At 40.1% G+C, this 14167-nt stretch carries 12 protein-coding genes; 6 read left to right on the plus strand and 6 right to left on the minus strand.

Annotated features, from left to right (window positions below; all coding sequences use genetic code 11):
• Positions 1 to 86 precede the first annotated feature (86 nt).
• Positions 87 to 530 carry an Hsp20/alpha crystallin family protein gene (locus ND811_RS05140; RefSeq protein WP_265351047.1) on the plus strand — a complete coding sequence of 148 codons (444 nt, stop codon included), beginning with the start codon at positions 87 to 89 and terminating at the stop codon, positions 528 to 530.
• Between the two features lie 10 nt (positions 531 to 540).
• The gene (locus tag ND811_RS05145) at positions 541 to 939 is read left to right on the plus strand and encodes an Hsp20/alpha crystallin family protein (protein WP_265351048.1); all 399 of its coding nucleotides are present in this window, start codon (positions 541 to 543) and stop codon (positions 937 to 939) included.
• Positions 940 to 1024: 85 nt separating this feature from the next.
• On the opposite strand, the gene hisC is transcribed toward ND811_RS05145, so the two are convergent.
• The 3 genes from hisC to ND811_RS05160 are packed head-to-tail and all read right to left on the minus strand — an operon-like array spanning position 1025 to position 4949.
• On the minus strand, positions 1025 to 2119 hold the full coding sequence (gene hisC, locus ND811_RS05150) for a histidinol-phosphate transaminase (protein WP_265351049.1): 1095 nt from the start codon (positions 2117 to 2119) through the stop codon (positions 1025 to 1027).
• A gap of 4 nt (positions 2120 to 2123) precedes the next feature.
• Complete coding sequence (locus ND811_RS05155) at positions 2124 to 3626, minus strand: 2-isopropylmalate synthase (RefSeq protein WP_265351050.1); 1503 nt, start codon at positions 3624 to 3626, stop codon at positions 2124 to 2126.
• Positions 3627 to 4949: a hypothetical protein gene (locus ND811_RS05160; protein WP_265351051.1), complete on the minus strand. Its 1323-nt coding sequence runs from the start codon at positions 4947 to 4949 to the stop codon at positions 3627 to 3629. It lies immediately after the preceding gene.
• Positions 4950 to 4999: 50 nt separating this feature from the next.
• Between ND811_RS05160 and ND811_RS05165 the strand changes: the two genes are divergently transcribed.
• Positions 5000 to 5359 carry a VOC family protein gene (locus ND811_RS05165; protein WP_322113440.1) on the plus strand — a complete coding sequence of 120 codons (360 nt, stop codon included), beginning with the start codon at positions 5000 to 5002 and terminating at the stop codon, positions 5357 to 5359.
• Here the strand turns inward: ND811_RS05165 and ND811_RS05170 are convergent.
• Positions 5338 to 6108 carry a glycerophosphodiester phosphodiesterase gene (locus ND811_RS05170; protein WP_265351053.1) on the minus strand — a complete coding sequence of 257 codons (771 nt, stop codon included), beginning with the start codon at positions 6106 to 6108 and terminating at the stop codon, positions 5338 to 5340. The two genes, ND811_RS05165 and ND811_RS05170, sit on opposite strands and share 22 nt — an antisense overlap.
• Before the next feature lie 8 nt (positions 6109 to 6116).
• Positions 6117 to 6827 (minus strand): queuosine precursor transporter, encoded by a 711-nt coding sequence (locus tag ND811_RS05175; protein ID WP_265351054.1) that lies wholly within the window; start codon positions 6825 to 6827, stop codon positions 6117 to 6119.
• A 143-nt stretch (positions 6828 to 6970) separates the two neighbouring features.
• Here ND811_RS05175 and ND811_RS05180 point away from each other — a divergent pair, with 143 nt between their 5' ends.
• On the plus strand, positions 6971 to 8545 hold the full coding sequence (locus ND811_RS05180) for a glycosyl hydrolase family 18 protein (protein WP_265351055.1): 1575 nt from the start codon (positions 6971 to 6973) through the stop codon (positions 8543 to 8545).
• Between the two features lies 1 nt (position 8546).
• Positions 8547 to 9590, plus strand: a complete 1044-nt coding sequence (locus ND811_RS05185) for an L-threonylcarbamoyladenylate synthase (RefSeq protein WP_265351056.1) — start codon at positions 8547 to 8549, stop codon at positions 9588 to 9590.
• 8 nt (positions 9591 to 9598) lie between these two features.
• On the opposite strand, the gene ND811_RS05190 is transcribed toward ND811_RS05185, so the two are convergent.
• The gene (locus ND811_RS05190; protein WP_265368891.1) at positions 9599 to 11233 is read right to left on the minus strand and encodes a S49 family peptidase; all 1635 of its coding nucleotides are present in this window, start codon (positions 11231 to 11233) and stop codon (positions 9599 to 9601) included.
• Between the two features lie 40 nt (positions 11234 to 11273).
• Between ND811_RS05190 and uvrA the strand changes: the two genes are divergently transcribed.
• The gene (uvrA, locus tag ND811_RS05195) at positions 11274 to 14165 is read left to right on the plus strand and encodes an excinuclease ABC subunit UvrA (protein ID WP_265351058.1); all 2892 of its coding nucleotides are present in this window, start codon (positions 11274 to 11276) and stop codon (positions 14163 to 14165) included.
• Positions 14166 to 14167 lie beyond the last annotated feature (2 nt).

Below are 14167 nucleotides of genomic sequence, written 5' to 3' on the forward strand. Positions count from 1 at the left end.
ACATTCTTGACATTTGGCAGTCTTACCTATAGAGTGCTAATAAAAATAGCAGCCAACGTTATCGGCTGCTAAAGAGGAGATTGAGCATGTTGTTTCGAATTCTAGACCCACAAGCCAAAGCAAATCAGTTTTGGAGAGATTTTGATCGGTTGAACGATGAGTTAACTCGTTCTATTTTAGACAGTCAATTTGGTTCCGCTTCCAATTTTCCTCCAGTAAACGTTTATACGAAGGAAGACGAAGCCCTCGTGACTTGTTTACTTCCAGGAATTGAACCAGATCAAATTGATATTAACGTAAAAGACAATTTGCTATCGATTCACGGTAGAAAGAAGACTGAGGAACTTGCGGAAGGTACAGAAGTTCACCGACGAGAAATCTTCAATGGAGAATTTCACCGAACTTTAGAATTGCCTTTCCGCGTGGACCAGGACCATGTTTTGGCAAAATACTCTAATGGAGTCCTAAACATTCATCTTCCTCGAAGGGAAGAAGATAAACCTAAAAAAGTATCTATCATTGCTGGTTAAGGAGAAAGTTATGAATACACTGACAAAAGAAAATAATAGAGAACTTTCTGAAAAAGTGGAAGAAAAAGACCAAAAACAATCGGTTCGAGTTTATTCTCCCAACGTGGATGTAATGGAAACAGAAGAAGCGATTCTTTTTCGAGTAGAAATGCCAGGTGTCGACCAAACATCCGTGGAGATATCGATTGAAAAAGATCAATTGATATTAGAAGGAAAGTTTGTGACTCCTACAGAACCAAGGGGACAAGTGAGACTTGCTGAATATAGAGAAGGAAATTATTTCCGCAAATTCACAATTGGCAAAGCCATTCATTCAGACAAAGCCATTGCAAAAATGAAGAATGGAATTTTGGAACTAACGATTCCAAAAATGGAACCCAAAAAAACAAAAATCGAAATTCAGATGTAAAAACTCCCCATTGGTGTTTGGTAATTTCCAAGGGCTGTGAAACTAAAATCCCGGTTGTCGAATGAGGCAATCCGGGTTTTCTTTTTTACATTAACTCGCGAACCATCTCTAATAGTAATTTATTTTCTTCTTTTGTTCCAATTGTGATCCGAATGTAATCCTTGGAAATACCTGTGGAAAAATACCGAATGAGAATATTTTTCTCTTTTAAACGTAGATACAAACTTTCTGGTGAGACACCTAACTTTGGTTTGCAAAACAAAAAATTAGTAGAAGACTTGGGTATTTCAAATCCATTTGATTCTAGTTCTATTTTTAAATTTTCCCTTTCCCTTATCACAAGGGAACGTTTTTCCAAAAAATATTCTTTGTCAGAATAGGAAACCTCTGCCACGACTTGTTCCAAAATTCCTACATTATAAGAATCTTTCAGTTTACGAATCCAGGATATGACTTCGAGAGATCCCACTAAATAACCTACACGAAGCCCGGCAAGAGCATAGGATTTGGAAAAGGTTCTGGAAACCACTAAATTTGGGTGGTTTTTGATTTCTGAGATTAAACTTGAGTTAGGTTCTGTGAAATCAATATAAGCTTCATCAGATAAAACGATTCCAGAAAAATTTTTTACTAAGTTTAAAAGTTTATCTTTTGGTTCTTCCACACCTGTCGGCGCATTGGGGTGGGCAAAACAAAGTAACTTCCCTTTTTCCTTTTCTAAAGATTCAAAATCAAAATGTAAGTTGGATTTAAGTGGTATAGCATTGTAAGTAGCTCCTACCATCATTTGTTCAGTAAGGACAGGGTAAAAGGAATAGGTCGGATCTGGGGCAACGACGACATCGCCTGGGCCAATAAGGGCTTGGAATAACAAACGTAAGGCTTCGTCAGACCCATTCGTTACTAATATTTGATCTGGGTCTAAATCGTAATCTTTTGCAATGAGTTCTTGTAATTTCCTTCCGTGGTAGTTGGGATACTTTCGCAAAACACCTGTTTCTAAAACTTTCTCTACGGCTTCTTTAATTTTAGGGGAAGGTGGGTATGGGTTTTCATTGGTATTCAGTTTGATCGTTTTGGCACTAAAGCTGGGTTGTTCGCCCGGCGTATAAGGTCTGTAAGTGAGTAGTTCCTTACGTACCAGTGCTTCCATCGAAAATTGTTTGGTTTGATAGCTCATAAGGTTACAACCGGTTTAGGGCATTGATATAGGCTTTCGCACAGGCTTCAATGATATCTGTGGAATCCCCTTTACCAACCACCCTGCGTTCGCCGTCTTCTAAGGTTACAGATGCTTCTGCCATTGCATCGGTGCCTTCGGTTACGGGTGATATGACAAGTCTAGAGAGAAGAGGGGAAAGACCTGTGACTTGGCCTATGGCTTTAAAAATACTATCCACTGGGCCATCACCATGCGCTTCTCCTTGTTTCACTTCTCCCTTGATTTGGAGAGAGATTTTGGAACTAGGCGTTTGGTTGGATCCTGTATTTTGTTCAAAAGAAAGGAGACGGTATTTTTCATCTACTTGGGATCTACTAATCTCTGCTTGGAAAAGAGCAGCAATGTCTTCATCGAAGACTTCCTTTTTTTTATCAGCAATTTCGAGGAACCTGTTGTAAGCATTATCAATTTCTTCCGGTTTTGGATCAAATCCCATTCGAATGACTCTGTCTTTAAAACCAGCACGACCTGAGTGGCGTCCAAGAACCATACGATTGGATTTAAGTCCCACAGATTCGGGGGTCATGATTTCATAGGTTTGCCTGTTTTTAATCACACCATCTTGGTGGATTCCCGATTCATGAGCAAAGGCATTGGCTCCCACAATGGCCTTGTTAGGTTGGACAACCATACCCGTGATCGTCTTTACCAAATGAGAACCTCGAGTGATGAGAGTAGAATCAATTTTTGTTTCCACACCGAAAGCATCCTTTCTTGTTTTGAGAGCCATGACCACTTCTTCCATTGCCGTATTTCCAGCTCTTTCTCCGATCCCGTTGATGGTACATTCGATCTGGCGACCACCAGCAAGAACAGTTGCCAATGAATTTGCCACAGCAAGGCCCAGGTCATTATGGCAATGTGCTGAAAAAATCACTTTATCAGCTCCTTTCACTTCCTTTTTTAAGAAACGAAAGAGATCCATATATTCTTGTGGAGTGGTATATCCTACTGTATCGGGAATGTTGATGGTAGTGGCACCTTCTTCGATCACAGCTTCGACTAACTCTCGTAAGAATTCCCACTCAGAGCGAGTAGCATCTTCCGGTGAAAATTCTACATCAGTCACAAAGTCCCTTGCCATTTTCACCGCCACTCTTGCCATTTCTAACACTTCGGAGGGAGACTTTCCTAACTTGTGTTTCATGTGGATGGGAGAGGAGGCTATAAAGGTATGAATGCGTTTTTGTTTGGCTGGTTTTAGTGCATCACGTGCGGCTTCCAAATCGGGGCGAAGGGCACGGGCCAGTCCGCAAATGATGGGTCCCTCTATTTCACGTGCGATTCGTTCGACTGCTTTAAATTGTACGGGAGAAGAAACTGGAAATCCTGCTTCAATGATATCCACCTTCATGCGGGCAAGGTGTTGGGCAATTTCCACCTTTTCATCTTCGCTCATCGCAGCCCCAGGGCATTGTTCTCCGTCCCTTAGTGTGGTATCAAATATTCGTACGTAATCTTCCATCTACTTCCAGATCATAGGTTCCTCTGACTCTGTCAAGTGAGTATGGAATGCACCCGTGATCCAACGGTAAGGTTTCCCATCCTTGTCGACAGGAAGGGGGGTCTTTCTTCCTTCACTCCAAAACCGGATGGGCTTTTCCAAGTCATAAGAAACATGAGTTTCTGTGATTTGAGAAAAGTAGGTTTTGGCCTTCTCACGGGGAAATGGAAAATAGAATAACATCCCCACAAGACAAAGGAGAAGGAAAAATAGACCTTTAAGATTTTCTCTAGGAACAAGGTCACAAAGAACCCAGGTAATACCGAAAAGTCCCAAAAACCAGAGTGGAAATAAATAACGAATGGGGTAAGGGTGGAGGTAGGTAAACCTTCCCACAAGAAGTAAGAGACCTACGAGTACAGGAAAAAACACAAGGAGTAGATGTTGGTTTAGTTTTGGGAATCTGGTAAATCCGAGGAAAACAAATCCAATTAAAACAAGGATGGAACGTCCTTGGTAAAAAATATGTTTCGAAAAATCTAGAAGATAGGCTCCTGAAATTTGTAGGATCACCGAACCATTCCATTTGGAAAGATAGGTAAATAAAATTTGGAAACTGTTGGGTATGGATACCATTGACCTAAGTCCGAAGAATATAAGTTCCCCAAAAAAAATAAAAAAAACAGCAAGGATCCAAAACTGTTTTCTTTGAAAGTATGAAATTCGTTTCGAAACTGTTAAATTTTTATCCCAAATTCGAACTATGAAAAAAGAAATAACACCAAGAACGAATGAAAAACGATCTGAAATATAAAGTAATATAAAGCTAAGAAAAAAAAAGAAAACATAGGGAATTGATAACATTTTGTAAAGATTATCATTCTCCTTTTTTTTTGATTCCTCGTTTAACAAAGAATAAAGATATAAGGTTAAAAGGAGTGAAAAAAAGAAACCAGTGCTATGGTGAGCCCCGGATAGAAAATAGGCAAAAGGGAGAGGATGGTCTTTGAGTGAATATCCGAGTAAAGAGAAAACTATGAACAAGATTTCAAATAGATAAAGAAATATTAAAGACTTGGTTTGGTCTAAAAACTTTGAGAGAAAAATAAAAATGCCAAGTAAAACCAAAGCCATTTGCGCGGTTCCATAAAAACTAGGTAGATATAAAAAAGGAACCAATGGATAAAGGATTAAATTTAAAAGTAAATCAGGAAATAAATAAGGAGACGGGGGAAGATGCCAATGTCCTATCCCTTGCCCTGTTAGTAAATCCTTCAGAAGTAAGGGAAGATACAAACTATCTGCAGAATGCAGTGGTTCAAAATAGATTGTTTCGCATAACAAGAAGTTTGCTAAAGATGAAAGTATAAAAAATAAAAAATAGGAAAATTTTGATGGAGAACGGGGAAACATTGGAATTACAATTTTACTCTATCAACTTAGACGGAGGAGAAAATACAGCTCTTCCGGCTCGGTTTTACCAATCGTTTTTAGGGGGGACTCTCCTAAAAGAAAGTTTTGGCCACTCGGAACTACAATTGGCTTCAGGAGAAACGATAGTATTCTCTAAAAACACGGAAAATTGTCCTGTACGTCCAGGAACCATTACGGTTCGTAGTTTTGAGGAGAAGGTCAAAAACCATCCCAAGCTTTCTTCTCTCCACCGAATTCAATCGGTACAAGGAAAAAACTATTCCTTATATGAAGATCCTTGGGGAAACTGGGTGTGGATTTATTTTTTGGATTCTAAGTAAGTTGCTAAACGGTCAGGGTAATCTGTGATAAGACCTGCTACGCCTGCTGCAATTAACTGATTCCATTCTTCTTCTGTATTGGTTGTGTAAGGAATCACTAGAAGAGATTTTTCTTTTAAGCCTTCTACAAATTCTTTAGAACAAGCGGACAGGTGCGGGAGGATGAGATCCGGTTCATAGTCCATATAATTCTTGTTTAGCGAATCTCCATTTTCGACAAGAAGCCCTCGTAAAACTTCTGGTTCTTCCTTACGAATAAGATCTACAAGATCCCAATCAAAACTACTCACCCAAATTCGGTTCGTTAGTTTGTATTTCCGAATCAGTTTGACAAGGGCTAGGGCAAGAGCCTTTCTTTCTTCAGGATTTCCTTCGCTTTTCATTTCAATATCAAAGACAGTGGTTTCGGAAAGGGTTTGGATGATTTGGGAGAGTGTCGGAATTTGTTCGCCTTCAAAGGCTTCTTCAAAAAAACTCCCTGCATCTAGTTCTGCTAAATCACGATATTTATATTCAGAAACTTTTCCTTCACCGTCCGTCGTTCGATCCACTGTAAAGTCGTGGATGACAACTAGTTCACCGGAAGCACAAAGCATGGTATCCAATTCGAAAAACTTCGTGGATTCCGCTCCCACAAGAAAGGAAACGAGGGTGTTTTCAGGAGCAAGGCCACGGGCTCCACGGTGACCAATATTTGCTGGTTCGTTTCCTAAAATAGATTTTAGTCTTTCGATTCGTGGTTGGAACATAGTTACCCTTACCCTGGTTGGATGGTCGATTCCAACCCTTCTTCTTCCATTGCTGCACTAAACATTTGTTTTTTCAATGTTTCCCCTAAGTAACGATCAATGTAGATATGGATGGCATAGAGAAGTGGTGTGATGGCGATGGCCACTCCCAATTTATAAAGAAAGTTGGTATTGGCAATAGAGATTAGCTTGGAAATAGGATGGTATTTGCCAAGAGCAATGAAGATGACCACATAAGAGTCAATGAGTTGAGAAATGATGGTGGAGCCTGTGGCTCTAAGCCAAATATGTTTTCCTCCCGTTTTTTTTCGAAGGAAATGAAAGGTATGGAGGTCAATCATCTGGCCAATCACATAAGCGATGATGGAACCAAGTATGACTAGACCGGAATTGGCAAACACACGTTCAAAGGAGGCATCATCAATCGGTGACTCGGGGCTTGCGGGAATTTGGATATCGATCACAATGAGGAGGTAAGCAAAACCAATCATCACCATCCCAAGAAATGTCGTCGCCCGAACGACTTTACGACCATAATATTCATTCAAAAGATCCGTAATGATAAAGGTAACAGGAAAAGGGATCACCCCCATTGTCATCGTAAACCCGAAGGCAAAAAATAATTTACTACCTGTGAGTTCTGCAAGAAGGAGAAAGGTGAGAAAAAAACTGAGAAGGACCGTATAAAGAATCACCGGTTTTTGTTTGAGAAGATGCATCGTATCTTTTTCCTTACTTTTTAATTTCGACTAGGAGAGATTCCTGGATAAAAAATTATGGGATGAGAAATAGATAGTGAGTTCTTTTAATATTCTCTACTCTTTTTTTATTATAAGATCGATAATCATACTAGAAGTAATTTATGTCCGAAAAAGAAAACCCATCCACACCCAAACGTCCGCTGTCCAATGCAGCTAAATATACGCTATTATTTGCCTCTTGGGTGTTCCTTTCTGCGATCTCCTTTTATTTAGGAATGAATTTGATCCAAAATGATGGAACCGCTCTTGTCTTAAAAGACACTGCCAGAGCGGGAAATGCCAATCCCAGTGTTGTAGAAGCATCCACTCCAACTCTTGGAACTCCATCAGAGATGGAAACCAAAGAAACTGGAGAAAACCAAGTGGATCCTAAGGACTCAAGTGAGTCAGTGGAACTTCCGGGTTTTGTTCCAGACGAGAATGTTAGTTTCCGTTCCTCTGCTTGGTCAACGGATTGGACTGCCATGAAAAAGACAGTCCATCTTTACAATGAAATCCATCCCTTTATTTATACCATGAAAGGTGGGCTTTCTAATAACGGAGAACTCATCTCTAGTTGGTCGAGTTCTTCCAGAAAAGAACGAGTGGCAGAACTTCGAGCACTCAATCCTAAAGTGAAAATCATACCCACCATCTTTCGTTGGGAAAATCCAAAAGAAAAAATCCAAGAAAATATTGGTATGGGCGGAAGAACCGATATTCGTGACCACCACATCCAAATCATCGTCAACGAAATTATGACTTATGGTTATGATGGGATTGATATCGATTACGAAGGAATGTCTTGTGATAAGAAAGAAAAGTTCGAAGAGTTCTTTGTTCTTTTGGCTCGTGAAGTTCATAAAAAAGGAAAACTCATTTCAGTAGCCGTTCATCCAAAAACTCCAGCAGAAAAGAGCAAAAAGAAAGAACTGAATTGCCGTGGTCTTTCCAAACCAATCGCTCTTGATTTCCGAGAAAATTGGAGAGGACCAACCACTCATGACTATGCCTTTCTTGCCAAACATGCAGACCGCGTCAAAATTATGGCTTATGAACTGCATCCAAGAAAATACCACAACCCAGGACCTGGTCCCCAAGCTCCCAATGTATGGTTAAAAGACATCATCACTTATGCCAAAAAAAGAGTGCCAACCCATAAACTTTATATGGCAATTCCCACTTATGGATATGACTGGGCTCTTAATTGTAAGGCCTCTGCCAAAGCAATCTATCATTCCGATGCGCAAAGGATCAAAGCGGGAACTCATAAAAATCGCCAACCGACAGATATCAATCGTATCTTAAACGAAGAAAACAAAGTGGCAAATTGGAAAAATTTATCAAAGTTTTCTGACATCCACAAAAACCGTGCGTATGAAGATCCTTCTCTTTGGTATACCAGTGGTGGATGTGATCGTGTTGCGTTTTATATGAATCGTAAGGCTTTTGAAGAAAAAATGACTCTCCTTCGAAAATACGATTTAGGTGGATTTTCCTTTTGGCAACTTGTGACAGACAATGATCCTGAAATCAATGTGTATTTGAGTAAACTCGTCCAAGGCCAACTTCCTCCTGTGGAAAAAGCAAAAGAGGAAGAAGAACCAAAAGAAGAAACCACACTTCCTGATAATGATTCCAAAGAAGCTTTAAAGGTTTCTGATTCCAAATCGAAATCCAAAACAAAAAAGTTTTAAAATGAAAACCTTAATCTCTTCGGATGTACGTTTGCTTGCGAACCTCATCCAAGAGGGAAAGGTTGTGATCTTTCCAACAGAAACGGTTTATGGGATTGGCGCCTCAACCAGATCGGAAGAGGCCTGTCTTCGTGTTTATGAGATCAAAGGTAGACCAAAAGACAATCCCCTCATTGCCCATTTCCCATCGATCGAAGAAATTCAAAAAGTATGTGTGTTAGGTGATTTGGGGCGAAAGTTATTAGAAAAATTTTCACCGGGTCCCCTCACTCTTATCCTTAAAAAAAAAGATAAATCCTTATTTCCTAAAGAATTGGATACGCTTGCTGTTCGAATTCCTAAAAACCCTTTGGTCCGGGAATGGATTCGGCTGACAGGTGGACCCATCTCTGCACCTTCGGCCAATTTATCCGGTAGACCCTCGCTAACAAAACTAACTGATGTTGTGCGATACTTCGAGGGAAAGGTGGATGGGATACTAATCGCAGAAGAACCAAGTTATGGAATCGAGTCCACCGTGGTAAGCCTTGTGGGGGAACATCCGACTCTCCTTCGGCCCGGTTCCATTGAATCAGAAGAGTTGAAAAAGATTCTTCCTGACCTTGTTTTTCCGAATCCTTACGAAACTTCCCCCGTCCTCTCTGTTCCCAATGTCCCACTCAGTCCAGGAACCAAATACAAACACTACGCACCTACAGCTCAAGTGATCCTCGCTTCCACGGAAGAATTCATACATTCTTTAGAAAAAGGATTTGATCCCAAAGTCACTGCTTGGATTGGTTTTTCCTTACCGGAAAAAGTTAGTAAAAAAAATGTTTTGCCAGAGACAAATAAGGCCGTCACTAAAGAAGGAGAAGACAGGTATGGGGAGTTTGACCATTTCTCTCTGGTGTCGACAAACGAAGAGTATGCGTCCAAACTTTATGCTTTCTTTGAAGTTTGTGATCTTGCCGAAATCCAAACCATTATCTGCGAAGCTCCCAAACCAGGTCATGGTTCGGAGGGCATAAGGAACCGACTCGAAAAAGCTTCCCGTAAAAAATGAATCTCCGTTTACTTTCTGTTTTTCCAACTAATACGAACAGGGCTTAAGAGAGAAACTTCGCTTAAAGATTCCAAAAATTTTAGTTCTGCTAAAAGCCCGCTAAGAAGAGGAATTTTATTTTTTAAATTAAAAGCAGGGAGTTCCTCTGTGACGATGATCGGTTTTCCGCCTAACCTTTCTTTTACTTCGTGAACAGCATCCAAAAGTCCCCCAAGAGAATCTACAATTTTGTTTTCAATCGTAGGTAAATACACCCGGCCCATTCCAATTTTTGGCATATCTTCCAAAGGAATCTTTCGGCCTTCTGCAACGCGCCTGTAAAACAAACCTTCCGTTTTTTTGATTTGGGATTCTAAGTACTGAATACTTTGTTTGGAGAGAGGTTGGAATTCGGAATGGATATCTCGAAATGGATAAAATCCTACTGCTTCTTTATTTAATTGGAACTTTTTGTATAACTTTTGTAAGTTGGCACGAATACTAACCGCCCCAATGGAACCTGTAATACAAACGGGGGAAGCTGTAATATGATCCACCGCCGAACCGATGTAATACCCACCACTTGCGACAGTATCTTTAAAGTATGCAGTAACAATTTTTGTTTTTTTAAGCTCCATAATTTCTTGGTGGATTTGTTCCGAGTAAAAAGCGGACCCACCTGGAGAGGAAATTTCTAAAATGACAGCTTTTATTTTTTTATCATCTGCAAGGGCTTTTAAGTTGGGGATGAGAGAGAAGGCTTCGATTTTTCCGTTTTCTCTATTTTTATGTAGGTAATCTCCACCGGTAATTCCCCCGTCTAAAGGAAGAACGACCACTTCAGCCTTTCTTTTGGGAAAAAAACGGAATTCTTTGATCGCATGATGGAGAGAAGGATAGTTTCCGGAAAACACCTTTCTGTCTTCAGAGAAAAATTCATTTTCTGTTTTAATTCCCGTTATGACTCCAGCTGACATAAGTTCATCGGCAGAAAGCATGGGTTTGTAAAACAAAGATTCTAAAGACTTTTGTCCATTGGTAAGAGCTGTAAGTAGGACTTTCCTTAAATCTAAAATCAAAGTTTCTAAATTCTTTTTAGCTTCTTTGGAAAATTCCCCTCTTGTGAAACTTTCGGCAAAGGATTTATAAGGACCCGAGGCAAACGCTTGGACTTCAATTCCCCAAGTTTTCAAAAATTTGCCAAAAAACATGGGTTCAGCGCTTGGAAGTAAAACCATAAATTCGGATTCTGGGGCTAAAAATGCTTCTGTGGCGGCTGTGAGTAAAAGTAAAGTTCCTACTCCACCTTCCTTTGCAAAGATTCTAACTTTTTTTCCAGATTTTTTGATTGCTAAAATTTGGTTCCTGACTTCATAAAATTCAGAGAGTGTCCATTCGAGTGGTGGTAAGGAAATATCGAAGGTTTTGATTTTTCCATTTTTTTGGATGAGTTTTAAGAGGATGAGGAGTTCTAGTCTTGTTACGGTTTCTTCCTTTCCTTGCAATTTTTTGACAAAATAAGATTTGTAAGAATCTTCAAATACCGCAGGGAATTCCAATTCATACACTTCGCGACCCCGTTGGAAAATGAGGCTTAGACGTAGAAAAATCTGGTACAGAAGCCGAAAGGGTAATAAAATAGTTAAAAAAAGAATTCGAAACACGTAAGATCCTCTTCCGTCATTTCTTAAAATTCTTTCCAGAATGAAAGAGGAAAACAAGCTATCCGATGTGGATTCCTTTATTCGTATTCGTGGCGCTCGTGAACATAACCTAAAAAACGTAAATCTTGATATCCCGAGGGATAAACTTGTGGTCATTACTGGACTTTCTGGATCAGGCAAGTCCTCTTTGGCCTTTGATACCATCTATGCCGAGGGTCAAAGAAGGTATGTGGAATCCCTTTCCAGTTATGCCCGTCAATTCCTTGGGCAAATGGAAAAACCTGAGGTGGACCAAATTGAGGGCCTAAGCCCCGCCATATCCATCGAACAAAAAACGACACATAGAAACCCGCGTTCTACGGTGGGTACTGTTACTGAAATTTATGATTATTTACGGCTGTTATATGCGAGGGTAGGAAAACCTCATTGTCCAAAATGTGGGACACCCATTTCTAGCCTTTCTGTGGACCAAATCACCGACCGAATCAATTTATTTCCAGAAGGAACCAAATTACAAATTATGGCTCCGGTCATTTTGGGAAAAAAAGGCGAACACAAAGAGGTTCTTGAACGTTATAAAAAAGAAGGATTCAATCGGGTGCGAGTGAATGGGGAAGTATATTCTCTAGAAGATGAGATTCCATTAAAGAAAAACTTCAAAGCTGATATCGATATCGTCGTGGATCGGATTGTCATGAAACCAGGAATCCAATCTAGGCTCTCTGATTCTGTAGAAACTGCCTTAAAAACAGCTGAAGGGATTGTGGTTGTAGAAGATGGAGAAAAAGACCATCTCTTCTCGCAGAAATTATCCTGTCCGAAATGTGATGATGTCAGTATCCCAGAACTCACTCCAAGATTATTTTCTTTTAACTCACCCTTTGGTGCTTGTTCCAATTGTGATGGCCTTGGGGCACTTTTGGAATTTGATGAATCGCTTCTTGTGACAGACCGCGAAGCATCTCTTGCCGAAGGTTGTATTGAAGCTTGGGGAGGTTCCAAATCCAACTCCTATTGGTATATGGCCACCATACAAGCATTATCCAAAAAACTAAAATTCAATTTGAATACCCCGTGGAAAGATCTATCCGAAAAAGTGCGGAATACCATTTTACATGGAGATTCTTCCATTCATATTGATTATGATTTTCGTGGTGCCAATTCGCATTATGAATTTTCCAAAAATTATGAAGGTGTGATTCCCAACCTCAAACGTCGTTACAAAGAAACCAAATCAGATTCTATGCGCCAGTGGTTTGAGTCCTTTATGACCAATCATGATTGCGATGTGTGTAATGGAAAACGACTTCGACCGGAAGCACTTGCGGTCAAAGTGCAAGGGATTGGAATTGATGCTTATACTGGATTTTCCATCGAAAAGGCATTGGAGTTTACGAAGTCCTCTGATTACAAAGGTGCAGAAGATACCATCTCCAAACCCATTTTAAAGGAGATTTTACAAAGACTTCATTTTTTAAATGATGTGGGCGTTGGATATCTGAATTTAAGTCGTGCTGCCGGAACTCTTTCTGGTGGTGAAATGCAAAGGATTCGCCTTGCGACCCAAATTGGTTCACGCCTAATGGGTGTTTTATACATTTTAGATGAACCATCCATTGGACTTCACCAAAGAGACAATACCAAACTCGTCCAAACCCTAAAAGGCCTTCGGAACTTAGGAAATACCGTTCTTGTTGTGGAACATGACAAGGAAACTATGGAAGAGGCTGACTTTATTGTAGATATGGGACCTGGGGCGGGAGTCCACGGTGGAGAAATTGTTTCCTTTGGAACTCCAGAGCAAATCAAAAAAGACAAACATTCTGTTACAGGGAAGTTTTTATCAGGGGAAAAAAGAATCTCCATGCCAGAGACCCGCCGTGTCGGAAACGGAAAGTTTTTAAAGATCACGGGAGCCACACATAACAATCTTAAGAATGTGGATGTCTCCATCCCCCTTGGAACTTTGACCGTGGTTACTGGAGTATCAGGATCTGGAAAATCCACACTTATCAATGAAATTCTTTATAAGGAACTCGCAAGTTCCGTTATGGGAATGAAACTAGTTCCAGGAAAACACAAAAAAATTCTGGGTAAAGACCAAATCGATAAGGTCATCAATATTGATCAATCGGCCATTGGAAGGACTCCTCGTTCTAATCCAGCAACTTACACTGGTTTGTTTACCTTTGTAAGAGATTTATTCAGCGGACTAGAAGAAGCAAAAGTTAGGGGTTATGGTCCTGGCAGATTTAGTTTCAACGTAGCTGGCGGACGCTGTGAAAAATGTGAAGGGGACGGAATCTTAAAAATTGAAATGCATTTCCTTCCTGATATTTATGTGGAATGTGAAGTTTGTAAAGGGAAAAGATACAACAGAGAAACCTTGGAAGTGAAATACAAGGGAAAACATATTTCTGATATTTTGGATATGACAGTAGAAGAAGCCGTTGTCTTTTTCGAAAATATCCCAAACCTCAAACGAAAATTAGACACTCTGATGGATGTGGGTCTTGGGTATATCAAACTGGGGCAAGCAGCCACTACATTTTCTGGGGGAGAAGCACAAAGGATCAAACTTTCTACAGAACTTTCCAAAAGACCGACAGGCAAAACCCTTTATATTTTAGATGAACCCACAACGGGCCTTCATTTTGAAGACATTGAAAAACTACTTTCTGTTTTGCAGGTGCTCGTGGACAAAGGAAATTCTATGGTTATCATCGAACACAACTTAGATGTGATCAAAGCCGCCGACTATATCATAGACATTGGCCCTGAAGGTGGGGACGGTGGTGGTGAGGTGATCGCCACTGGCACACCAGAAGAAATTGTGACCGTAAAACGTTCATTCACTGGTCAGTATTTGAAAAAAGTTTTGGATGAAGAAAAGGTACTTGATGCCAAATTTTCCAAAAAGAAATCAAAGTAATT

Source organism: Leptospira soteropolitanensis (assembly GCF_026151655.1).
GTDB classification, from domain to species: domain Bacteria; phylum Spirochaetota; class Leptospiria; order Leptospirales; family Leptospiraceae; genus Leptospira_A; species Leptospira_A soteropolitanensis.

Bases quoted from the DNA above. Each gene is read 5' to 3' on its own strand.
- ND811_RS05170 (WP_265351053.1), bottom strand. From the start codon at position 6,108: ATGTTCCAACCACGAATCGAAAGACTAAAATCTATTTTAGGAAACGAA.
- ND811_RS05165 (WP_322113440.1), top strand. From the start codon at position 5,000: ATGGAGAACGGGGAAACATTGGAATTACAATTTTACTCTATCAACTTA.
- ND811_RS05185 (WP_265351056.1), top strand. From the start codon at position 8,547: ATGAAAACCTTAATCTCTTCGGATGTACGTTTGCTTGCGAACCTCATC.
- ND811_RS05145 (WP_265351048.1), top strand. From the start codon at position 541: ATGAATACACTGACAAAAGAAAATAATAGAGAACTTTCTGAAAAAGTG.
- ND811_RS05175 (WP_265351054.1), bottom strand. From the start codon at position 6,827: ATGCATCTTCTCAAACAAAAACCGGTGATTCTTTATACGGTCCTTCTC.
- uvrA (WP_265351058.1), top strand. From the start codon at position 11,274: ATGAAAGAGGAAAACAAGCTATCCGATGTGGATTCCTTTATTCGTATT.
- ND811_RS05140 (WP_265351047.1), top strand. From the start codon at position 87: ATGTTGTTTCGAATTCTAGACCCACAAGCCAAAGCAAATCAGTTTTGG.
- hisC (WP_265351049.1), bottom strand. From the start codon at position 2,119: ATGAGCTATCAAACCAAACAATTTTCGATGGAAGCACTGGTACGTAAG.
- ND811_RS05180 (WP_265351055.1), top strand. From the start codon at position 6,971: ATGTCCGAAAAAGAAAACCCATCCACACCCAAACGTCCGCTGTCCAAT.
- ND811_RS05155 (WP_265351050.1), bottom strand. From the start codon at position 3,626: ATGGAAGATTACGTACGAATATTTGATACCACACTAAGGGACGGAGAA.